This is a genomic window from Pseudomonas sp. 58(2021), assembly GCF_017491585.1.
In the GTDB taxonomy this organism is placed as follows: domain Bacteria; phylum Pseudomonadota; class Gammaproteobacteria; order Pseudomonadales; family Pseudomonadaceae; genus Aquipseudomonas; species Aquipseudomonas fluorescens_BT.
In genome coordinates, this window is sequence record NZ_JAFGYZ010000015.1 from 62,330 (window position 1) to 84,807 (window position 22,478).

A 22,478-nucleotide genomic window follows, 5' to 3' on the forward strand; every position below is an offset into this window, starting at 1 on the left:
ATCGACGAATCGATAAATCCAATAGCCGATCAATCGTCAGAGGTTTTGTGTTTGTACTCGCACAGATCTTCGATCCGGCAGCTGCCACAGCGCGGCTTGCGCGCCAGACATACATAGCGCCCGTGCAGAATCAGCCAGTGGTGGGAGTCCAGCAGATACTCTTTTGGTACAAACTTCATCAATTTCTTTTCCACCTCGACCACATTTTTGCCCGGGGCAATGCCCGTGCGGTTGCTTACCCGGAAAATGTGCGTATCGACAGCCATGGTCAGCTGACGAAAAGCCGTGTTGAGCACGACGTTGGCAGTCTTGCGGCCTACGCCGGGCAGGGCCTCCAGTTCTTCGCGTGTCTGCGGGACCTGGCTATCGTGCAGTTCCATCAGCAGGCGGCAGGTCTCGATCACGTTTTTGGCCTTGCTGTTATACAGACCGATCGTCTTGATGTACTCGGACAAGCCTTCCACGCCCAACGCGTGAATGGCCGCTGGCGTATTGGCTACCGGGAACAGTTTCGCGGTCGCCTTGTTCACCCCGACATCCGTCGACTGCGCGGACAGGATCACCGCAATCAACAGCTCGAAAGGTGAAGAATAGGCCAGTTCAGTCTTGGGCTCGGGATTGTCCTCGTGAAACCTGCGGAAGATCTCCAGGCGTTTGGCGGCATTCATGGGTGATGCGTTTCCTCGGATGGGGCGGGGCGGGTCCAGGCCTGACGGGCAGCGAGCAACAATCCCAGCAGTATGAAGGCGCCAGGCGCCAGCGTCGCGAAATGCAGGCCGTCGGCAAACGGGATCAAGCCTTGCCAGTGTTCAAACAGATGATGGCCGATGCTGCCCTGACCGATCAGTTCGCGCAACACGGCCAGCACTGTCATCAGCGCGGCAAACAGCCCGCACAGTTTCAGTTTTCCATTGATCGGCAGGCGAAAAAATCCATTGTGTTCCAGTACAACGCATTGCAGGCCGATCAGTCCCGTGTACAGGCTGATCTGCTGATGCCACTGCACCGACGCGCTTTGCAGCAGAATATCGGCGCAGCCGGCCAGGGTCGCGGCCAGCACCAGACTGACCGGCAACAGGCTCTCGTTGCTCAGGCGTACGCGCAGCGCTGCCATGCACAAGCCATACGCGCTCACCACAACGGTGAACAGCAACAGAGTCGCCAGCGCACCGGCCACGGCGTCGGTGGCGCCGATCAACAGCACCAGCATCATTGAATTCGACAGTGTCGCTGACGTGTTCATGGCGCGCTCCCCAGCAGGGTCGTGCGGTGATCATCGAAATAGCGCAGGGCATCGTGGATGGCGTTGATGGCCGCGCGGGAGGTCATGGTTGCGCCCGCGATCTGGTCGAATTGCCCCTGATCCTTTTTCAAGGCCCATCCGGCATCTGTCGGTTGGCTGCCGGATTTGCCGATAAACGCCTGCAACCAGCTATTTGGCCAGTCACCGATATGCTCGCCCAGTGCCGGCGTTTCAGATTGCTCAAGGGTTTTCACACCGAGCAATCGGCCATTGGCATCGATGGCAATCAGCAACTCGATGCTCCCCGCATAACCTTCAGTCTGGCTGAGGAGCAGCACCGCCACGGGTTGACCGGCTTTGGTCGCACGATAACCGCCCAGCAGCAGGCTGTGACTCAGGTCGGTGCCAGTCAGCGCCAAAGGTTGTTCCAGAGGTTGGTTGTCGTACGCATCGACTGAAAGCACATCCAGCCATTTGCGATTTTCGAGCTGGCGCTGTTCGGCGGCGATGTGCGAGGCATTGCTGCGTTGCACAATGTAAGTCACGCCGACGCCTGCAGTCGCCAGCAGCACCAAGGTCATCAGGCTGCTCGCGCGGTTCATGGCGTCACCTGCGTCTGACGGGCAGCGGCAAGGCGTTCCAGCGCCGGCACGCAGAGGTTCATCAGCAACACCGCGAACGCCACGCCGTCGGGATAACCGCCCCAGGTACGAATCAGATAAGTCAGCAGGCCGACGCCCACGCCGAACAGCAAGCGAGCGAGGGGACTTTTTGCACCGGAAACCGGTTCAGTGACGATGAAGAATGCCCCCAGCATGGTTGCGCCGCTCAGCAGATGAAACAGTGGCGAGCCATGGGAATCCGACCCCGAGCCGTTCCAGCACAGCAGGCTGATGATGAACAGGCTGGCGAGCATGCCGACCGGTGCGTGCCAGCCAATCGCCCGGCGTTGTAGCAGAAACAGTCCACCGGCGAGAAACGCCAGGTTCACCCACTCCACGCCATGTCCACCGAAACGGCCGAATGCCGGGTGGGTGGCAAACAATTCATCGATAGTCAGGCTTTTGTTGATACGCAGGCTGTCCAGCGCCGTGGCCTGGACCCAGGCGTCCGGCTGCGTGCCCAGGTTGAACACCTGGCCAACAGCCGCCGTCAGATCCATCCCATGGGCCGGCCAATGGGTCATCGGCTGCGGGAACATCACCATCGCCACGGCAAAACCGAGCATGGCCGGATTGAAAGGGTTTCGGCCCACGCCACCGTACAAGTGTTTGCCCAACAGCAGGCCTGAGCCGATTGCTGTGACCGTCAGCCACCACGGGCAGTAAGGCGGCAGGGCGATGGCCAGCAGCGTGGCGCTGACCACTGCGCTGCCATCGGTCAATGTGGATTGCAGCGGTTGCCGGCGCAGAGATGTCACGGCGGCTTCGACGCTCAAGGCTGTGACGACGGAGAGGATCAGGTTGATCAACACGCCCCAGCCGTAAAACCAGAACAACGCCAGCAACCCCGGCAATGTCGCCAGCAGAACCTGCTTCATTGCCTGTTGCAGGCGCTCGTCTCTGGTTTCAATGAATGACATGGGCTTGTACCTGCCGCTCGGCCTCTTGCAGGCGGGTGCGGGCCTTGTCGAGGACTTCGACTGGAGTGCCTTCGCGTCGTTGCAGTTTGTTCAGCTCGGCGCGCGCGTAGGCCAATTCGGTTTTCAGCTGACGAAGCTGGTTGTCGATCGGACGTTTCTCCACGCGTACAAGGTCGGGCAGCGGTTGGTCGCTCGCGGCTTCGGCGTCGTGCAACCCTTGTTCGGCGTCACGCAGGGCTTGTTCCAGTGCTGCAATCTGCTCCGGCGGAGCCTCTGCGGTCTGCGCCTTTTTCAGCTCGGCACGGCGCATCGCCAGCTGGATTTTCGCCCGTTTCAGGTCGGCGTCTTTTGCTGGGGCTGCCACCGCCGGCGCAGGTGTGGCGCTGCTTTCCAGTTTCGCCAGGGCGTGTTCGGCGGCTTCGAATTGCTGCTGCAACACGATCAGTTGCGACTGCTGTTCGAAGGTCGGCGGATGACCGAAGGCTTTCAGCGACTTGTGCAACTGAGCTCGGCTCATCGCCACGTCGATCTTGGCCTTTTTCAGCGCGGCGTCGGCGGTTACGGCTTTCTGAGCACGCACCCGCTCCAGTGCCGCCTGCACCGGATCAAGCGTGGCGGACGCAACTTCAACCTGTGCCGCGCGCTGCGCTCGAGCCTCGCGTTCGGCCTGTTTCTGCTGTTCTTCGCGTTGCAGACGAGCGTTGCGCCGTTCGAAGCGCAGGCGGGCGTGATCGCGCTTTTTGGTGCGTGCCTGTTGTTCTTCGAGGCTGTTGGCCAGGCCTCCAACCACCGGCAGCGTGCCCAGCGGTAGCGGGTGCATTTCAATGCAGTCCACCGGGCAGGGCGCCACGCACAGATCGCAACCGGTGCACTCGTCGATGATCACCGTGTGCATCAGTTTCGCCGCACCAACGATGGCGTCGATCGGGCAGGCTTGAATGCACTTGGTGCAGCCGATGCATTCGGCTTCGCGGATATAGGCCACTTGCGGTGGCGCCGAACCGCGGCTGATGTCCAGTTCCAGCACCGGGATTTTCAACAGTTCGGCCAGCGCCGCGATGGTTTCGTCGCCACCGGGCGGGCACTTGTTGATCGGCTCACCGGCGGCGATGCCTTCAGCGTAGGGTTTGCATCCGGGATGACCGCACTTGCCGCATTGGGTCTGCGGCAGCAAGGCGTCGATGCGTTGAATCAGACTCATGTTTTGATCAGTCCACTGAATCCGAGAAAAGCCACGGCCATCAGTCCGGCGCCGATCAACTGGATCGGCAGGCCACGAAAGGGCAGGGGAATATCGTTGTCGGCCGTGCGCTCACGCAAATCGCTGAACAGGCTCAACACCAGCCAGAAACCCAGTCCGGCACCCAGGCTCAGCGCTGTCGCATGAAACAGGCCTTTATCTGCTTGCGCGTTGATCAGTGTCAGCCCCAGCACACCCGCGTTGCCCAGCAGCAGCGGCCACAAACCGTCAAAAGGCATATCGGGTCGCCATCGCGTCAGCAACTTCAGCAAAGGTGCGATCAGCAGCACGCTCAGCGGCAGGAACACAAGCATCCGCAGGAACTCCAGTTGCAACGGCACCAGCAGCCAATGCCCGATCGCGTAACCCGTCACGCCGACAATCAACATCAGACACAACGTCGCCAGCCCCAGCGCATGCACCTGACGGCGTTCGCCCGCCAGCAGCGGATCGACGCCCAGCGGCCAGTGCAACACGAAGTTGTTGAGCAGCGCAGCACTGAAAAGCGTAAGCACGAGTTCGGTCATGGTTCTGCCGGTGGCAACGGGCGCGTGTCATTTAAGGTTAGGCATTATCCGGCAGCCGTGGAGGGCGGGCCAGATATGAAAAATCCCACAGGCGCACGGAGCACGCCTGTGGGATCGATCAGGGCGGAACCTTACTTGATGCGCTGACCCGGCTTGGCGCCGCTGTCCGGGCTCAGCAGGTAGATTTCTTCACCGCCAGGGCCGGCAGCCATCACCATGCCTTCGGAGATGCCGAACTTCATTTTCCGTGGCTTGAGGTTGGCGATCATCATGGTCAGGCGACCGTCGAGTTTCGACGGATCCGGGTAAGCGCTCTTGATTCCGGAGAACACGTTGCGTTGCTCGTCACCGATGTCGAGGGTCAGACGCAGCAGCTTGTCCGCGCCTTCAACATGTTCGGCCTTGACGATCAGTGCCACGCGCAGGTCGACGGCGGCGAAGGTGTCGAAATCGATTTCCGGTGACAGCGGGTCCTTGGCCAGTTCGCCATTGCCGGCAGGCGCGGCGGCGCCGGTGTCGGTCTGGCTGGCGGTCAGGTCTTCTTTCGAGGCGTCGGTCATGGCTTGCACTTTTACCGGGTCGATGCGGGTCATCAACGGCTTGAATTCGTTCAACTGGTGGTTGGCCAGCAGGGTGGTGTGGTCGTTCCAGGTCAGCGGGGCGACGTTGAGGAACGCCTCGGCATCGGCGGCCAGCACTGGCAGCACCGGTTTGAGGAAGATCACCAGCTGGCGGAACAGGTTGATCGCCGTGGCGCAGACCGCCTGGACTTCATCCTGCTTGCCTTCCTGTTTGTTCAGCGACCATGGCGCCTTGTCGGCGATCCAGGCGTTGGCACGGTCGGCCAGTGCCATGGTTTCACGCATGGCGCGGGCGAAGTCGCGGGCTTCATAGGCGTCGGCGATGCTCGGCGCAGCGGCCAGGAATGCGTCGGTCAGTTCCGGTGCGGCGTTTTTGTCCACCAGCAGGCCGGCGTTGCCCTTCTGGATGAAACCGGCGCAACGGCTGGCGATGTTGACCACTTTGCCGACCAGGTCGGAGTTGACCTTCTGCACGAAGTCTTCGAGGTTCAGGTCGAGGTCGTCCACGCCACGGCCGAGTTTGGCCGCGTAGTAGTAGCGCAGGTATTCCGGCGACAGGTGATCCAGGTAGGTACGGGCCTTGATGAAGGTGCCGCGGGACTTGGACATCTTCTGACCGTTGACGGTCAGGTAGCCGTGTACGTTAATCCCGGTCGGTTTGCGCAAACCCGCGCCTTCGAGCATCGCCGGCCAGAACAGGGCATGGAAGTTGACGATGTCCTTGCCGATGAAGTGGTACAGCTCGGCGGTGGAGTCCTTGCCCCAGAACGCGTCGAAGTCCAGCTCCGGCGTGCGGTTGCACAGGTTCTTGAAGCTGGCCATGTAGCCGATCGGTGCGTCCAGCCACACGTAGAAATACTTGCCCGGCTCGCCCGGGATCTCGAAGCCGAAGTACGGCGCATCGCGGGAGATGTCCCACTGTTGCAGGCCGGCGTCCAACCATTCGGCGATCTTGTTGGCCACGGCGTCTTGCAGGGTGCCGCTGCGGGTCCAGGCCTGCAGCATTTCCTGGAAGTCCGGCAGCTTGAAGAAGAAGTGCTGGGAATCCTTGAGCACCGGGGTGGCGCCGGAGATGGCCGACTTCGGATCCTTCAGGTCGGTCGGTGCGTAGGTCGCGCCGCATTTTTCGCAGTTGTCGCCGTACTGGTCTTCGGTGCCGCATTTCGGGCAGGTGCCCTTGATGAAGCGGTCGGCCAGGAACATTTTCTTTTCCGGGTCGAAATACTGGGTGATCGAACGTTGGGCGATGTGCCCGGCGTCACGCAGCTTCAGGTAGATCTGGCTCGACAGCTCACGGTTTTCTTCGGCGTGAGTGGAGTGGAAGTTGTCGAAGTCCACCAGGAACTCGGCAAAGTCGGCGCTGTGTTCAGCCTGGACGTTGGCGATCAGTTGTTCCGGGGTGATGCCTTCCTTTTCCGCGCGCAGCATGATCGCCGAACCGTGGGCGTCGTCGGCGCAGACATAAATGCACTGATTGCCGCGATGCTTCTGGAAGCGCACCCACATATCGGTCTGGATGTATTCCAGCATGTGGCCAAGGTGGATCGAACCGTTGGCGTAGGGCAGGGCGCTGGTGACGAGAATCTTGCGTGGTTCGGACATGTGGGGCTTCGCTACTTGATGAAACGGAGGTCGGCCACTATAAAGCGCCGGGAAAGATATTTCACCCCTGCAAATCGTTGCCGGGCATGCCGTCCGGAGGACAGAAGGGGTAGGATACCCGCCATCTTTCTTTTCCCAGTCTTGTTATCGGAGTTGCCCATGAGCGCCGTCACTCGCGCAGCGGTGGAAGCCGTCCTCAGCCAATACACCGACCCCTACCTGAACCAGGACCCGGTCAGCGCCGGTTGCGTGCGCAACATCGAAATCGCCGGCGACCGCGTCAGCGTGCAGCTGGAAATCGGTTATGCCGCCGGTCTGTTCAAGAGCGGCTGGGCGCAAATGCTGCAACTGGCCATCGAAAACCTCGACGGCGTGGTGTCGGCCAAGGTCGAAGTCAACAGCGTGATCGCCGCGCACAAGGCCCAGGCTCAGATTCCGGGGCTGGCCAACGTCAAGAACGTGGTTGCAGTGGCATCCGGCAAGGGCGGTGTGGGCAAATCCACCACCGCCGCCAACCTGGCCCTGGCGCTGGCCCGTGAAGGTGCGAAGGTCGGGATTCTCGACGCCGATATCTACGGCCCGAGCCAGGGCATCATGTTCGGCATCCCCGAGGGCACCCGCCCGCAGATCAAGGACCAGAAGTGGTTTGTGCCGCTTCAGGCCCATGGCGTCGAAGTGATGTCGATGGCCTTCCTGACCGACGACAACACGCCGATGGTCTGGCGCGGGCCGATGGTCTCCGGCGCACTGCTGCAACTGGTCACGCAAACCGCCTGGGGCGACCTGGATTACCTGGTCATCGACATGCCGCCAGGCACCGGCGACATTCAGCTGACCCTGGCGCAGAAAGTGCCGGTGGCCGGCGCGGTGATCGTCACCACGCCGCAGGATCTGGCGCTGCTCGATGCGCGCAAAGGCGTGGAGATGTTCCGCAAGGTCAACATTCCGGTGCTGGGCGTAGTGGAGAACATGGCGGTGCACATCTGCTCGAACTGCGGGCATGCCGAGCATTTGTTCGGTGAGGGCGGTGGCGAGAAGCTGGCGAACCAGTTCGGCGTCGAGCTGCTGGCTTCGTTGCCGCTGTCGATGCTGATCCGCGAACAGGCCGATGGCGGCAAACCGACGGTGATTGCCGAGCCGGACAGCCAGATCGCCATGGTCTATCAGGAACTGGCCCGCCACGTCGGTGCGCGGATCGTGTTGCAGGAAGCGGCCTCGCCGGCGATGCCGAACATCACCATCAGCGACGATTGATGGTCTGAAACACATTCAATTGTGGGAGCGGGCTTGCTCGCGAAAGCGGTGGATCAGACAACGAATAGGTTGAATGACACACCGCTTTCGCGAGCAAGCCCGCTCCCACATTTGGTTTTGTGTTGTCAGTTAGATGCGCAACCCGCCATCCATCTCCAGAATCCGGCCGGTGTAGTAGTCGTTCTCGAAGATGTACGCCGCCGAATGGGCGATCTCTTCCGGCTTGCCCATGCGCTTGAGCGGAATGCCTGAGGTCATTTTCTCCAGTGCTTCGGGCTTCATGCCCAGGGTCATCTCGGTTTCGATGAAGCCCGGTGCAATGCCCGCCACGCGAATGCCGTAGCGCGCCAGTTCCTTGGCCCAGGTCACCGTCGCCGCCGCGACGCCGGCCTTGGCGGCGGAGTAGTTGGTCTGGCCGACGTTGCCCGCGCGGGAGATCGACGAGATGTTGATGATCGCGCCGCTGTTCTTCAGCTCGACCATTTTCGCCGCCACTTCACGGGTGCAGAGGAACACGCCGGTCAGGTTGACGTCGATCACCGCCTGCCACTGGGCCAGGCTCATCTTGGTCATCTCGCCGTCCTTGACCTTGAGCAGCAGGCCGTCGCGCAGGATCCCGGCGTTGTTGATCAGGCCGTGGATCGCGCCGAAGTCTTCGGCGACCTGGGCAACCATGTGTGTCACCTGCTCTTCGTTGGCGACGTTGCACAGATAGCTGCGCGCCTCGACACCCTTGGCCTTGCAGGCCGCGACCGCGTCATCGAGTTTTTCCTGGTTCAGGTCGACCAGCGCCAGCTTCGCGCCCTTGCCTGCGAAATACTCGGCCATCGAGCGGCCCAAACCTTGGCAACCGCCAGTGATAATGATTACTTTGTCGTTGAGTTGCATTCGCATGCCCCCGAGAGCAGGTAAGAGTGGTGTCCTTTAGAGAGCCTCTCGATCTGCGCCCGACATGGCCTGGCTGCACATGAGAACTGCCCCGATGGCGACCGGGACGTATCCAGGTTGCCCGTCCGTTTTTTCGACGGATTCTATTTAAGGAGTCATAAATTGAGCGTTGAAGCGGCTAAGAATGCCCGAGAATTGCTTCTCAAGGAATACCGTGGCGTGCTGTCGACCCACTCAAAATCAATGCCCGGTTTTCCGTTTGGCTCCGTGGTTCCCTACTGCCTGGACGAGCAGGGCCGGCCGCTGATCCTGATCAGCCGTATCGCCCAGCACACTCACAACCTGCAGAAAGATCCGAAATGTTCGCTGCTGGTGGGTGAGCGCGAGGCTGACGATGTGCAAGCCGTTGGTCGCCTGACCTATCTGGCCGAAGCGGAAAAGCTCGAAGACGCCGCAGCCATCGAAGCTGCCGCCGAGCGCTACTACCGTTATTTCCCCGATTCGCAGAATTACCACAAGGCCCATGACTTCGATTTCTGGGTGCTCAAACCGGTGCGCCATCGTTACATCGGCGGTTTCGGCGCAATCCACTGGATTGATCACTTGACCCTGGCCAACCCGTTCGCCGGCAAGGCCGAGATCAGCATGGTCGAGCACATGAACAGCGACCACGCCAAGGCCATCGCGCATTACGTCGACCTCGCCGGGCTGCCGAAAACCGTTCCGGCACAAATGGCCGGGATCGACACTGAAGGCATGCATCTGCGCATCGGTCAGGCGCTGTACTGGCTGCCGTTTCAAGCGCCTTGTCACACGCCGATACAAGTGCGCGAAGCCTTGGTTTCTCTGGCTCACGCCGAGGTCTGGCCAAAAAATGCGGTGGCCGACGCTTGAATTCACGAAAGGGCGACGTCATCTAAGGCTTACTGCAAGGCATTTCTTGCGTTGAGGAAACTTTGATGCGCCCTTTTTTGTTGCTCTTTCTGCTGTTCCCGGTGTTGGAGCTGTTCGTATTCGTCAAAGTGGCAGGATCGATCGGATTTTTCCCGGCCCTGCTGCTGATCATTCTCGGCTCGATGTTCGGCGTATTTGTGCTGCGTATCGCCGGACTGGCAACCGCCCTGCGTGCCCGTGAAAGCCTGAACCGCGGCGAGCTGCCTGCGCAAACCATGCTCGAAGGCCTGATGCTGGCCCTGGCCGGTGGCCTGTTGATCCTGCCGGGCTTCATCAGCGACGTGGTCGGTCTGGTGCTGCTGTTGCCGTTCAGCCGACGCCTGTTCGCCAACAAAATGCGCCAGCGCGCCGAAGAACAGGCCATGCGTCAGCGTGCGTTCGCCGATGACCTGCAACCTCGCGGCGGTCCCGCACCGCGCCAGCCTCTGGGCCGCGAAGGCGATGTGATCGAAGGCGAGTTCGAACACCGCGACACCCACTGACCTCCTCACTCACACGGCACCTTCGGGTGCCGTGTTCGTTTACGGCCGCGCTTATGACAAGCCGCGATGAAAAAATTTTGGGCCTGCCCTTGTAATAAGCTTATGCGCCCTTATGTATCGGTCACCGAAAGGTTTCCGGTATTTGAACCGGACAGACTTCCGCGGCTCGCTCGACGAACCGCAACCGGCGCAGGCCGGATTCGTTAAACCCGCCGGGACTACACCGGCCGATGAAAACCACAATTAGGAGAGATCGACAATGAAGCTTCGTCCTCTGCATGACCGCGTCGTCATCCGTCGCAGCGAAGAAGAAAAGAAAACCGCTGGCGGTATCGTCCTGCCAGGTTCGGCTGCTGAAAAAGCCAACCACGGTGAGATTCTGGCTGTAGGCCCGGGCAAGGCACTGGAAAGCGGTGAAGTGCGCGCACTGTCCGTGAAGGTAGGCGACAAGGTTGTGTTCGGTCCGTACTCCGGCAGCAACACTGTGAAAGTCGACGGCGAAGACCTGCTGGTAATGAGCGAGAACGAAATCCTCGCCGTTATCGAAGGCTGATTACCCCCGTTCATTTTCCCGCTACTACAAAGTATTTAAGGAATATCGATCATGGCTGCTAAAGAAGTTAAATTCGGCGATGCCGCTCGCTCCAAAATGCTCAAAGGCGTCAACGTTCTGGCTGACGCGGTAAAAGCAACCCTGGGCCCGAAAGGCCGTAACGTGATCCTCGAGAAGAGCTTCGGCGCTCCGACCATCACCAAGGACGGCGTGTCCGTCGCCAAAGAAATCGAACTCGAAGATCGCTTCGAAAACATGGGCGCGCAGCTGGTCAAAGACGTTGCCTCCCGTGCCAACGATGACGCCGGTGACGGTACTACCACCGCTACTGTTCTGGCTCAGTCGATCGTCAACGAAGGCCTGAAAGCCGTCGCTGCCGGCATGAACCCGATGGACCTGAAACGCGGTATCGACAAAGCGACCATCGCGATCGTCAAAGAGCTCAAAGCCCTGTCCAAGCCATGCGCTGACACCAAGGCCATCGCTCAGGTTGGCACCATCTCCGCCAACTCCGACAACTCCATCGGCGACATCATTGCCGAAGCCATGGAGAAAGTCGGTAAAGAAGGCGTGATCACCGTTGAGGAAGGCTCGGGCCTGGAAAACGAACTGTCGGTTGTAGAAGGCATGCAGTTCGACCGTGGTTACCTGTCTCCGTACTTCGTCAACAAGCCGGACACCATGGTCGCCGAGCTCGACGGCCCGCTGATCCTGCTGGTCGACAAGAAGATCTCGAACATCCGCGAAATGCTGCCAGTACTGGAAGCCGTTGCCAAAGCCGGCCGTCCACTGCTGATCGTGGCCGAAGACGTTGAAGGCGAAGCCCTGGCGACTCTGGTTGTGAACAACATGCGTGGCATCGTTAAAGTCGCAGCCGTCAAGGCTCCAGGCTTCGGCGACCGTCGCAAGGCCATGCTGCAGGACATCGCCGTTCTGACCGGCGGTACCGTGATCTCCGAAGAGATCGGCCTGAGCCTGGAAAGCACCACCCTGGAACACCTGGGCAACGCCAAGCGCGTCACCCTGTCCAAGGAAAACACCATCATCGTTGACGGTGCTGGCGTTCAAGGCGACATCGAAGCCCGCATCGCTCAGATCCGTGCCCAGGTTGCCGAAACTTCCTCGGACTACGACCGTGAAAAACTGCAAGAGCGTCTGGCCAAGCTGTCCGGCGGCGTTGCAGTGATCAAGGTTGGCGCCGGTTCCGAAGTCGAAATGAAAGAGAAGAAAGCCCGCGTTGAAGACGCCCTGCACGCAACCCGTGCAGCCGTTGAAGAAGGCGTGGTACCTGGCGGTGGCGTTGCGCTGATCCGTGCTCTGGAAGCCCTGACCGAACTGACCGGCGACAACGCTGACCAGAACGTCGGTATCGCTGTGCTGCGTCGCGCTGTTGAAGCGCCGCTGCGTCAGATCGCTGCCAACTCCGGTGACGAGCCAAGCGTAGTCGTCAACGAAGTCAAAAACGGCAAAGGTAACTTCGGTTACAACGCTGCTTCCGGCGAATACGGCGACATGATCGAAATGGGCATCCTGGACCCAACCAAGGTGACCCGTTCGGCTCTGCAAGCCGCAGCGTCCATCGGCGGTCTGATCCTGACCACCGAAGCCGCTGTTGCCGACGCACCGAAGAAAGAAGGTGCAGCTGGCGGCGGTATGCCAGACATGGGCGGCATGGGTGGCATGGGCGGCATGATGTAAGCCAGCCTTACCCCTGTAACGAAAAACCCCGTCTGCGAGAGCAGACGGGGTTTTTTATTGCCCTGATTTTATTGTCCGGCCTTCAAGTCATCAGGCGTTTACCGGTTGTGCCTTCATGGCCGCTTCTGCTTTGACGGTCGGGCGATACAGCACCCAGTAATACGACCCCAGGCAGATCAGCCAGCAGAAGATCGCCGTCCACACGTTGTGGGAAAAGAAGTGTGCGCCCTGCATCATCCGGCTGATCGAGAACACCGAACCCAGCGCAAAGGCAAAGATGAACGCCTGCCGCGCCAGTCGCGGGCGACGATCACGCAGCACGAAGAACAGCGCAAACAGGGTGAACCCCGTTGCCGCATGACCACCGGGCCAGCAGCGGCCGGGCTTGTCGGTAGGCGGGCGATGTTCCAGCAGTTTGCTGTAGGTTTCATGACCGCCGAATTGCTCAAGGCTCCATGGGCACTGCACGGCAGTCACAGCTTTCATCGGTGTCACGAATGAGGTCGCCAGGCCAAGGGACAGCACCAGGCAGCCCAGTTCACGCTTGTAGGGTTTGATCCGGTCGATGAAAAACGCGCCGATGAAACCGATGACGGCGAACACCGAAAACGCGATCACCACCTGCTTGGCGCGGTCGTGAAGGATGTTTTCCAGAAAGTAACTGTGGCGCCCGATGAAGTCGCCGGCGGCGGGGTCGTAGAACATTCGCGCCAGATTCATGTCCAGATCGGTCAGTTCGAGCAATACCAGAAGGGTGGCGGCGACGGCGGGAATCCCCAAGCAAAGCCAGAAGTTCAGCGGGCGAGGGGCGGGACGTACAACATTTGATGACATGAGGGATCCAGAACGGGAAAACGCCCCGGAGCATCAGTCCGGGGCGCCTCGATTAACGATCGCTGACTTGCTCGGCACCCTCCTTGGGTGCTTTCCAGCCAAGCAGCTGTTGCTTGAAGCCATAACTGGCGGTTTGGTAATACGTGATGGCGCGACTGACCATCGGGTCGTCGCTGCCGACCCGGGACTCGCGGCTTTCGGTCAGCGCATCGTCATGCCGGCGCAGGCCCTGGCGTGGGCTGAGGATCGCCAGATCCTTGCCGTCGAACAGCCCCAGGTGCTGATAGTTGCCCACCACCACCCGAGGTGGCAGCGGGTTGTCCGCCAGCAGGTTGCGGCCGAAGAACGTCGATTGGTAATCCAGGTTCAACAAACCCAGCAGGGTCGGCGCGAGGTCGATCTGGCTGGCCAGTTGCGCGTTCTCCCGTGGCTCGATCAGCTTCGGTGCATAGATGAACAGCGGGATCTGGTAGTTGGTGATCGGCAGGTCTTCCTTGCCCGCGCTGCCGGCAGTATGGTCGGCGACGAAGATGAAGATCGTGTTGTCGAACCACGGTTTCTGCCGCGCCTGCTCCAGGAACTGACCGATGGCGTAGTCGGTGTACTTCACCGCACCATCACGACCGTTGCCCGATTTGATGTCGATGCGGTTTTCCGGATAGGTGTACGGGCGGTGGTTGGAGGTGGTCATCAGCTGAAGCAGGAAAGGCTGTTGCTTGGCGTAGTCGGCGTCCGCCAGCTTCAGTGTCTGTTTGTACAGATCCTCGTCGGCCATGCCCCACGCATTCTTGAAGTGAATCTCCGACTCGTCGACGCTGCTCTGGTCGACAACGCGATAGCCGTTGCCACTGAAGAACGCGTTCATGTTGTCGAAGTAGCCACGGCCACCGTAGACGAACACGCTGTCATAGCCGACGGCGCTCAATTGCTGGCCAAGGCTGGCAAAACCGCTCTCGCGACCGATGCGCTTGACGATGGAACGGCCCGGCGTCGGTGGAATGGCCAGGGTAATGGCTTCCAGACCCCGGTCGGTGCGCGTGCCGGTGGCGTAGAAATTGTTGAAGTACAGACTCTGCTTGCGCAAGGCGTCGAGGTTCGGCGTCAGGTTGCGGCCGTCACCGTTGCTGCCCAGGTACTTGGCGCTGAGGCTCTCGATGGTCACCAGCACGATGTTCGGTTTGCGGGTGACGCCCGGGTTGTCGATATCGCGACGGATGTCCTGAGGATCCTTGCCGACGAAACGGGCATTGGGCTCGTTCAGCTCGGCTCGAATCTGGCCGGCGACTTTGTCCGCTGGCAGGCTCTTGTAGAACTGGCTGTAGTCCAGCTCGTTGTTACGGAACGCGGCGAAGAACTGATAAGGGCCGTTGCTCGCCAGTTCGTTCTGATAGGCGTTGCCGCCCTGGGCGCGCGGTGCGTCCTGGCTGATCAGTTGCAGGCTCAGACCCGCGACCACCAGCAGAGCCAGTGCATTGAGCAGACGCCCGCGCAATGGCGGCAGCGGTGCATCCAGCGCTGCGTTGAACGGTTTGCGCAGCGCGAAACTCAACACGATGGCCAGCACTGCCAGGATGCTGAGCAACTTGCCGATCGGGTAGGACTCCAGCACGTTGTTCAGCACTTCGTCGGAATACACCAGATAATCGACGGCGATGAAATTGAAGCGAACCCCGAACTCATCCCAGAACAGCCACTCGGCCACCGCCGTAAACAGCATGGCGTACAGGCTGACCGTCAGCAATCCCTGAAGGAACCAGCGGTGACCGCGACGGCGCCACAGGGCCGGCGGGCACAGCAACAGGTACAGGCCCAACGGCAAGGCGGCATAGGCGAGAAAGCCCAGGTCGTAGATCAGGCCGATACCGAACACGGACAACGCCCCGCCGCCGGCCTCATCCAGATGAGTCAGCAGCAGTGCGATGCGGGTGAGGAGAAACACCACCAGCCAGGCGCCGGTGACCAACAACAGATAGCGCATCGGCGCTGTCTTGAGAGAACCCATTGTGTTCTTTTCCTTTTATCAATGGTGCGGGAGTTTCGCGGCGCCACTGTAATCAGGTTGTGAATCGATAGTGAAAACTTTGTTAAAGATTTATTTCGTCCGGGCAATTTCATCTGTCGGGGCGCCAACCCTAGCCCTGAGCCGAGACAGGCCTTAAGCTGCGCGGGCCATGACGGCCGTTACTGTGTACGGAAGAGGTGCCCATGCGAATTCTATTGGTTGAAGACAACCGCGATATCCTGGCCAACCTGGCCGATTACCTGGGCCTGAAGGGCTACACCGTCGATTGCGCCCAGGACGGTCTGTCGGGCCTGCATCTGGCCGCCACCGAGCACTATGACCTGATCGTGCTCGACATCATGTTGCCGGGCATCGACGGCTACACCCTGTGCAAACGCCTGCGTGAAGACGCCCGTCGCGACACGCCGGTGATCATGCTCACCGCCCGCGATCAGCTCGATGACCGCTTGCAGGGTTTCAAGTCCGGGGCCGACGACTATCTGGTCAAACCTTTCGCATTGTCGGAGCTGGCGGCGCGAATCGAGGCAGTGATGCGCCGCACCCAGGGCGGCGGGCGCCGTTCCCTGCAGGTCGGCGACCTGAGCTACGACCTCGACACCCTTGAAGTCACCCGCGAAGGCAAACTGCTCAAGCTCAACCCGGTCGGCCTGAAACTGCTTGCGGTACTGATGCAGAAGAGCCCGCACGTCCTGCGTCGGGAAATTCTTGAAGAAGCCCTGTGGGGCGATGATTGTCCGGACAGCGACAGCCTGCGCAGTCATGTCCACCAGTTGCGTCAGGTAATCGACAAACCGTTCGCCAAACCGTTGCTGCACACCGTACATGGCGTAGGTTATCGCCTGGCCGAGGGCCGCGATGGAGTTTAAGCAGAGCCTTGCCCAGCGGATCATCATCGCTTTCGCACTGATGAGCGCACTGGTGGCAGGGGCATTCGCCATGGGCATTGTCGCGACCGTGCACCTGGTGGAAGAAAAACTGATTTCCGCTGGATTGGGCGGCGACCTGCAGCGCCTGTTGCTGATGGACAACGTTTCGGACTGGAGCCATCGGCCGGAGCCGGACCAGTTGTTCTATTTCAGCGGCGGCCCGGGGGATTTCGAGCTGCCCAAGGATCTGCGGCACCTGGATTCGGGGTTCCACGAAGTCTTCCGCGAACAGCTGTCGTATCACGCGATGGTCGAAATCGTCGACGGTCGGCGCTACGTGTTGCTACAGGATCAGAGCGATTTCGAAGAGCGTGAGCGCGTGCTGTTCGCCGTGGTACTGGTGGGCTTCGTGCTGAGCCTCGCCCTGGCGGTATTTCTTGGCTGGGTACTGGCGCGCAAAGTGATGGCGCCGGTGGTCCGGCTGGCACGTCAGGTGCGTCACCGCGATCAGTTGCTGGGGCTGGCACCGCCGCTGGCGCCGGACTACGCCGCCGATGAAGTGGGTGAACTGGCGGTGGCCTTCGATGCGACGCTGGGCCGTCTGCGCCAGGCCTTGACTCGCGAGCGGCTCTTCACCAGTGACGTCAGCCACGAGCTGCGCACGCCGTTGATGGTATTGGCCAGTTCCTGTGAACTGCTGCTGGAAAACCCGGGCATCGATCAGCGCGGCCGCGCCCAGGTCGAACGGATTGCCCGTGCCAGCGAAGAAATGCGCGAACTGGTGCAGACCTTCCTGATGCTGGCCCGTGCCCAGCGCGAAGATGCGGGGGCCGCACCCCGGCACAGTCTCGGTCAGGTGGCGGACAATCTGTTGGGCGTGTGGCGCGAGCCGATCGAGTCCAAGGGCCTGAAGCTGATTTTCGAGCCGGGCAACCCGCCGGACACTCTTTACAACGCCACATTGCTCAATGCCGTGATGGGTAACCTGCTGCGCAATGCCCTGCACTACACCGAGCAGGGGTTCATTCGGTTGGCGCTCAATGACAACGGCTTCGTGGTCGAGGACTCGGGCGTAGGCATTCCCGAGGAGAAGCGCGAGGAGATGTTCAAGCCGTTCGTGCGCGGCAACGAAAAACGCGGAGAAGGCCTTGGCCTCGGGTTGTCATTGGTGCAGCGCATCTGTGAAAACCAGGGCTGGAGCGTTACTTTGAGTACGATGGAGCCCAATGGCTGCCGTTTCGAGGTAGATCTGGGCAAACACCAATCCCTCCCCAATGGCACGAAAAAGCTGCCAACCTGAACGAAACCTGTATAACCTTGAAATAGTTTGGGGGTTTACGCGACGTTTTTTTCACAAAGGGATGACCTGACGCTGACACACCCCTGCATAAGGTGGGGGATATCAGCAATTCAGGAGTCCCGATGATGGCCGGCCCGATCAAACTCGATTTTTCCGAGAAGTACGACGATAACCACGCGCAGAAATACCTGCGCAAGCACCAGGATGGTCTGGGACGTCGTCTGTCCAACTGGCGTGATCAGCAGTTGGCCCGCAAGGCGTTGACCCTGGTCGGCGAACCGGGATTGGTGCTCGATCTGCCGTGCGGTGCCGGGCGTTTCTGGCCGTTACTGGCAGAAAAACCCAATCGGGTGATCATCGGGGCGGACAATTCCGAGTCCATGATCAAGACGGCGATGCAGGCCCAACCGGCGGATGTGGTCAAGCGGGTACAACCCTTGCACACATCGGCGTTCGACATTGCCTTGCCTGACAATGCCGTGGACAGCATTTTCTGCATGCGTCTGCTGCACCACATCGGCGAAGCCGAGCATCGGCAGGCAATTTTGCGTGAGTTCGAACGCGTGACCCGGGACAGTGTGATCATTTCGTTGTGGGTAGACGGCAATTTCAAGGCCTGGAAACGCAAGCGCGCCGAGAAACGGCGCGGACAGGAAGGTTACCAGAACCGGTTTGTGTTACCGGCCGCTACGGTCGAAAAGGAATTCGAAGCGGCGGGATTCAGGATCCAGGAACAACTGGACTTCATTCCGCTCTATGCCATGTGGCGAGTTTACGTATTACGCAAGAGGTAAGAGGATGGCAGTGCAATTTGCAGCAGAGACGGAAGTCGCTCCCCAGGATCGCTTCGACTATTACTGGAACCAGCGCGGTGAGTGGGTAGAAGAACCCAACGTGCGTCGTGGTGGCGAAAGTGGTGTGCAGCGAGTGGTGGGGCGCGATGGGCAACTGCTGTATGCCAAGCGCCAGACGGGTCATATCTATCGCAGTTGGCTGCACCCGTTCGGGCGGCCGACCGTATTGCGTGAACTGGACGCGCTGACCGGTGTGTCCCGGTTGGGTGTCCGTGTACCGGAAATCGTGTTCTGCGGTGCTCAGCCCGATCCACAGCACAAATGGCGGGCGCTGCTGGTCACCAAGTCGCTGGACGGTTTCCAGGAGCTTGAACAGTGGGAGGCGGGAGGCGGCCGCGAGCGGCACGGTGAAGCCGTGTATGAACGCGTGCTCAAGGACCTCGCCGAAAACCTGGCCCGGATGCACAAGGGTCGCTGGCAGCACAGCTGCATCTATATCAAGCACGTTTTTGTCAGTGTCACTGGCGAGGGTGAGTCGGCCAAGGTCGAAGTGGCTCTGATCGATCTGGAAAAATGCCGCCAGCGCCTGACCGCTCATCGTGCGGCGTCCCACGACATGAAACAATTGCGTCGCCACTCGTCGTTCAGCCCTACGGACTGGAAAAAACTCGTCTATTTTTATGAGACGGCGTTTGGCAGCGCTATCAAGGGTTTATAGCGATGAAACTAGAAATTGCACGAGGTTTGTTTCTGGTAGGAGCCTTGGCAGTTGCATCATTGGCGGTGGCGGCCTGGGAACAGCCACAGATGCAGGTGATCGGCAAATCAACCGATGCCCATTGCCCGATGCCACGGGTGGCCAAGGCCACCGTGGCGACTCAACCCGACCATGATTTGCTGCTGTTCATGTTCGGTCTTTCTCAACGGATGAGGCCGCAGAGTTGAATCGATTGAAGCCTCTTTCTACAAGAGCCAAAGGCCTCGCAGTTGCGAGGCCTTTTTTATGGCGGCATCAACTGGAAGGCTTTGGATCGGGCCTGGCCAGCAAGGTGTAGACGCAAGGCAGGACAAACAGCGTGAACAACGTCCCGATCGACATCCCGGTGGCGATCACCGTGCCGATATCAAAGCGGCTTACTGCGCCTGCACCGCTGGCCACGATCAACGGCACCATGCCAAACACCATGGCGGCAGTGGTCATCAGCACCGGCCGCAAGCGAATCGCCGCCGCCTCTTCAACGGCCTCGCGTGCCGTCAGGCCTTTTTCCTTGCGCAACTGATTGGCAAACTCGACGATCAGAATCCCGTGTTTGCTGATCAGGCCGATCAGCGTCACCAGCCCGACCTGGGTGTAGATGTTCATGCTCGACCAGCCCAGGAACAACGGAATCAGCGCCCCGCAGATCGACAGCGGTACCGTCACCAGGATCACCAGCGGATCGCGGAAACTCTCGAACTGCGCGGCCAGCACCAGAAAAATGATCGCCAGCGCCAGGGCGAAAGTCACCCAAAGCGCACTGCCTTCCTGCACGAACTGTCGCGACGCACCGCCGTAATCGAAGGCAAAACCGGCCGGGGCTTCTTCCCGGGCGATCTGCAACACGCTGTCGATGGCTTCGCCCATGCTGACCAGCGGAAACCCGGACAGCTTCGCCGCGTTCAATTGCTGAAACTGGTTAAGCTGTCGCGGTCGTGCCCGGTCGGTCACGGTGATCAGGGTCGACAGCGGCAGCAGCTCGCCCTGAGTGTTTTTCACGTAGTAGTTGTTCAGCCAGTCCGGGTTGTCACGATAGGCCCGTTCCACTTGGGCGATAACCTTGTAGCTGCGGCCTTCAATGGTGAACCGGTTGATCTCCGCCTCACCCAGCAGGGTGGCGAGCGTGCCGCCCAGATCCTGCATCGACACGCCCATCTGCGCCGCCTTCGCGCGGTCGATATCGACTACGACTTCCGGTTTGTCGAAGGCCAGGTCCAGGTCGACGAACGCGAACTTGCCCGACTCCATCGCACGCTTCTTGATCCGGTCGGCCACCTGCAACAGCGGCTCGTAGTCGTTGGCGGTGTTGATCACGAATTCGAACGGCAGGCCTTCGCCGGTGCCGGGCAGGGACGGCAGGTTGAAACCGAAGATCTGCAGGCCGGGAATGCTGCCGAGCTTGCCTTGTACCTCGGGAAGGATCTGCATCTGGGTGCGGCTGCGCTCGTTCCATGGCTTGAGCAGGAAACCGCCGATGCCGCTCTGCACACCGTTGTAGCCATTGATCTGGAACGATGAGTAGTACTCCGGAAACTCCTTGAAGATCTTCACGAATTCGTCGGTGTAGGTGTTCAGATAGTCGAGGTTGGTCGGTTGCGGTGCGTTGGCCATCATGAAAATGATGCCCTGGTCTTCGTCCGGTGCCAGTTCCGATTTGGTGAACTTGAGCAGCACCGGAATCAGGCACAGCACGATTACTGCGAACACCAGCACCACCGGGCGCGTATCGAGGGTGCCATGCAGCATGCTCTGATAACGACGCTTGAGGCTGTCGAAGATCAGGTCGAGTCGATGGGCCAGGCCAGTGGGGTTTTCCTCGTGGCGCAACAGCAGCGCGCACATCATCGGCGACAGCGTCAGGGCGACGATGCCGGAAATCACCACGGCGCCGGCGAGGGTCAGCGCGAACTCCTTGAACAGGGCCCCGGTCAGCCCGGTGAGGAAACCGATCGGTGCATACACCGCGGCCAGGGTAATGGTCATCGACACCACCGGCATCGCAATTTCCCGGGCGCCTTCGAGCGCGGCCTCCAGCGGGGTCTTGCCTTCCTCGATATGCCGGTGAATGTTTTCCACCACGACGATGGCATCGTCCACCACCAGCCCGATGGCCAGCACCATTGCCAGCAGGGTCAGCAGGTTGATCGAATAACCCATCATCTGCATGAAGAACATCACGCCGATCATCGACAGCGGAATGGTCACCACCGGGATCACCACCGAGCGCAGGGCACCCAGAAACAGGAACACCACCACGATCACGATCAGCACCGCCTCGAACAGGGTTTTCACCACTTCGTCGATGGAGGCCTGGATGAACAGCGTGGCGTCGTAGGCGATCTCGCTCTTGAGGTTGGGCGGTAGCTGGGCTTCCAGCTCCGGCATGATCTTGCGCACTTCCTTGATCACTTCCAGCGGGTTGGCGCCGGGGGTTGCCTTGATCCCGATGTACACCGAGGGTGTACCACCGAAGGAACTGATGGAGTTGTAGTTCTCGGCGCCCATTTCCACCCGCGCCACATCGCTCAACAGGACGCGGCTATCGCCGCTGACCTTGAGCGGGATCTTGCCGAAGGCCTCGGCGGACTTCAGTTCGGTGTTGGCGTTGATGCTGGTGACCACGTACTCGCCTTTCACTTCGCCGGCAGCGGAAAGGAAGTTGTACTGGCGCACCGCGTTGGTCACGTCGCTGGCGCTGAGGCCGAAGCCGGCGAGTTTCACCGGGTCGATCCACAGGCGCATGGCGAACACCTGGTTGCCGAGAATTTCCGCTTCGGCCATGCCCGGCAGGGTCGCCAGTTTCGGCTGTATCACCCGCGACAGGTAGTCGGTGATCTGCGGATTGTTCAGTTCCTTGCTGAAGAAGCTGATGTACATCAGCGCCGAGGCATCGGCGGCTTCTTTGCTCAGTACCGGGTCTTCGGCATCCTGAGGCAGTTTGTTCTTCACCTCGTTGGCCTTGGCCAGCAGTTCGGTGAACAGGCGGTCGCTGTTGGAGCCGATGCGCGCGTAGATCGAGATCACCGAGAAGTTCTGGCGACTGACCGAGGTCATGTAGTCGATGCCTTCGGCGCTCGCCAGGCTTTGTTGCATCGGCTGGGTGATGTAGCCCTGGATGGTTTCGGCATTCGCCCCGGGGTAAGCGGTGGTCACCGTGATCAGGGCGTTTTCCATTTGCGGGTATTGGCGCAGCGGCAGCTTGCTCCAGGCCTGGAAGCCCAGCAGCACAATCAGCAGGCTGACCACGGTGGCAAGCACCGGGCGACGGATGAACGGATCGGTAAAGGCCATGGGAATTCC

Annotated in this window: 21 protein-coding genes; 10 read left to right on the forward strand and 11 right to left on the reverse strand. The window is 60.3% G+C overall.

Annotated features, from left to right (window positions below; genetic code table 11):
• Window positions 1-29 precede the first annotated feature (29 nt).
• The 7 genes from nth to metG all read right to left on the reverse strand — a co-directional run bounded on the left by nth (window position 30) and on the right by metG (window position 6,775).
• Window positions 30-668, reverse strand: coding sequence for an endonuclease III (nth, locus tag J5M72_RS18460; RefSeq protein ID WP_169431701.1), 639 nt, complete (start codon window positions 666-668; stop codon window positions 30-32).
• The gene (locus J5M72_RS18465) at window positions 665-1,243 is read right to left on the reverse strand and encodes an Rnf-Nqr domain containing protein (protein ID WP_207866724.1); all 579 of its coding nucleotides are present in this window, start codon (window positions 1,241-1,243) and stop codon (window positions 665-667) included. The genes nth and J5M72_RS18465 overlap by 4 nt, the downstream gene beginning before the upstream one ends.
• Complete coding sequence (locus J5M72_RS18470; RefSeq protein WP_207866725.1) at window positions 1,240-1,845, reverse strand: RnfABCDGE type electron transport complex subunit G; 606 nt, start codon at window positions 1,843-1,845, stop codon at window positions 1,240-1,242. Before J5M72_RS18470 ends, J5M72_RS18465 begins: the two co-directional genes overlap by 4 nt.
• The gene (locus J5M72_RS18475; protein ID WP_207866726.1) at window positions 1,842-2,825 is read right to left on the reverse strand and encodes an RnfABCDGE type electron transport complex subunit D; all 984 of its coding nucleotides are present in this window, start codon (window positions 2,823-2,825) and stop codon (window positions 1,842-1,844) included. The genes J5M72_RS18470 and J5M72_RS18475 overlap by 4 nt, the downstream gene beginning before the upstream one ends.
• The gene (gene rsxB, locus J5M72_RS18480) at window positions 2,812-4,026 is read right to left on the reverse strand and encodes an electron transport complex subunit RsxB (protein WP_207866727.1); all 1,215 of its coding nucleotides are present in this window, start codon (window positions 4,024-4,026) and stop codon (window positions 2,812-2,814) included. Before rsxB ends, J5M72_RS18475 begins: the two co-directional genes overlap by 14 nt.
• Window positions 4,023-4,592 carry an Rnf-Nqr domain containing protein gene (locus J5M72_RS18485; RefSeq protein ID WP_207866728.1) on the reverse strand — a complete coding sequence of 190 codons (570 nt, stop codon included), beginning with the start codon at window positions 4,590-4,592 and terminating at the stop codon, window positions 4,023-4,025. The genes rsxB and J5M72_RS18485 overlap by 4 nt, the downstream gene beginning before the upstream one ends.
• Window positions 4,593-4,723: 131 nt before the next feature.
• A complete protein-coding gene (gene metG / locus J5M72_RS18490) occupies window positions 4,724-6,775 on the reverse strand; it encodes a methionine--tRNA ligase (RefSeq protein WP_207866729.1) in 2,052 nt (683 codons plus the stop codon).
• A 159-nt stretch (window positions 6,776-6,934) separates the two neighbouring features.
• Here metG and apbC point away from each other — a divergent pair, with 159 nt between their 5' ends.
• The gene (gene apbC, locus J5M72_RS18495; protein WP_207866730.1) at window positions 6,935-8,029 is read left to right on the forward strand and encodes an iron-sulfur cluster carrier protein ApbC; all 1,095 of its coding nucleotides are present in this window, start codon (window positions 6,935-6,937) and stop codon (window positions 8,027-8,029) included.
• A 129-nt stretch (window positions 8,030-8,158) separates the two neighbouring features.
• Here apbC and J5M72_RS18500 read toward each other — a convergent pair whose 3' ends face one another.
• Entirely contained in the window at window positions 8,159-8,917 is a 759-nt protein-coding gene (locus tag J5M72_RS18500; RefSeq protein WP_011335726.1) for an SDR family oxidoreductase, read from the reverse strand.
• Between the two features lie 162 nt (window positions 8,918-9,079).
• Between J5M72_RS18500 and J5M72_RS18505 the strand changes: the two genes are divergently transcribed.
• The 4 genes from J5M72_RS18505 to groL all read left to right on the forward strand — a co-directional run bounded on the left by J5M72_RS18505 (window position 9,080) and on the right by groL (window position 12,604).
• On the forward strand, window positions 9,080-9,811 hold the full coding sequence (locus tag J5M72_RS18505) for a HugZ family protein (RefSeq protein WP_169431693.1): 732 nt from the start codon (window positions 9,080-9,082) through the stop codon (window positions 9,809-9,811).
• Between the two features lie 65 nt (window positions 9,812-9,876).
• Window positions 9,877-10,353, forward strand: coding sequence for an FxsA family protein (locus tag J5M72_RS18510; protein WP_169431692.1), 477 nt, complete (start codon window positions 9,877-9,879; stop codon window positions 10,351-10,353).
• A gap of 259 nt (window positions 10,354-10,612) precedes the next feature.
• Window positions 10,613-10,906: a co-chaperone GroES gene (locus J5M72_RS18515; protein ID WP_011335724.1), complete on the forward strand. Its 294-nt coding sequence runs from the start codon at window positions 10,613-10,615 to the stop codon at window positions 10,904-10,906.
• A 51-nt stretch (window positions 10,907-10,957) separates the two neighbouring features.
• Entirely contained in the window at window positions 10,958-12,604 is a 1,647-nt protein-coding gene (groL, locus tag J5M72_RS18520) for a chaperonin GroEL (RefSeq protein ID WP_039765873.1), read from the forward strand.
• Window positions 12,605-12,694: 90 nt separating this feature from the next.
• Here the strand turns inward: groL and J5M72_RS18525 are convergent, their stop codons facing one another.
• Both J5M72_RS18525 and J5M72_RS18530 read right to left on the reverse strand, forming a co-directional pair.
• On the reverse strand, window positions 12,695-13,438 hold the full coding sequence (locus J5M72_RS18525) for a phosphatase PAP2 family protein (RefSeq protein ID WP_169431690.1): 744 nt from the start codon (window positions 13,436-13,438) through the stop codon (window positions 12,695-12,697).
• A 52-nt stretch (window positions 13,439-13,490) separates the two neighbouring features.
• A complete protein-coding gene (locus tag J5M72_RS18530; RefSeq protein WP_207866731.1) occupies window positions 13,491-15,440 on the reverse strand; it encodes an LTA synthase family protein in 1,950 nt (649 codons plus the stop codon).
• 203 nt (window positions 15,441-15,643) lie between these two features.
• Here J5M72_RS18530 and colR point away from each other — a divergent pair, with 203 nt between their 5' ends.
• The 5 genes from colR to J5M72_RS18555 all read left to right on the forward strand — a co-directional run bounded on the left by colR (window position 15,644) and on the right by J5M72_RS18555 (window position 19,366).
• Entirely contained in the window at window positions 15,644-16,327 is a 684-nt protein-coding gene (gene colR, locus J5M72_RS18535; protein ID WP_085709546.1) for a two-component system response regulator ColR, read from the forward strand.
• The gene (locus J5M72_RS18540) at window positions 16,317-17,627 is read left to right on the forward strand and encodes a HAMP domain-containing sensor histidine kinase (RefSeq protein WP_169431688.1); all 1,311 of its coding nucleotides are present in this window, start codon (window positions 16,317-16,319) and stop codon (window positions 17,625-17,627) included. Before colR ends, J5M72_RS18540 begins: the two co-directional genes overlap by 11 nt.
• Before the next feature lie 125 nt (window positions 17,628-17,752).
• A complete protein-coding gene (locus tag J5M72_RS18545) occupies window positions 17,753-18,421 on the forward strand; it encodes a class I SAM-dependent methyltransferase (protein ID WP_169431687.1) in 669 nt (222 codons plus the stop codon).
• A 4-nt stretch (window positions 18,422-18,425) separates the two neighbouring features.
• Window positions 18,426-19,139, forward strand: coding sequence for a lipopolysaccharide kinase InaA family protein (locus J5M72_RS18550; protein ID WP_169431686.1), 714 nt, complete (start codon window positions 18,426-18,428; stop codon window positions 19,137-19,139).
• Between the two features lie 2 nt (window positions 19,140-19,141).
• A complete protein-coding gene (locus J5M72_RS18555; protein ID WP_169431685.1) occupies window positions 19,142-19,366 on the forward strand; it encodes a hypothetical protein in 225 nt (74 codons plus the stop codon).
• A 67-nt stretch (window positions 19,367-19,433) separates the two neighbouring features.
• Here the strand turns inward: J5M72_RS18555 and J5M72_RS18560 are convergent, their stop codons facing one another.
• Window positions 19,434-22,469 (reverse strand): multidrug efflux RND transporter permease subunit, encoded by a 3,036-nt coding sequence (locus J5M72_RS18560; protein WP_207866732.1) that lies wholly within the window; start codon window positions 22,467-22,469, stop codon window positions 19,434-19,436.
• Window positions 22,470-22,478: the final 9 nt, after the last annotated feature.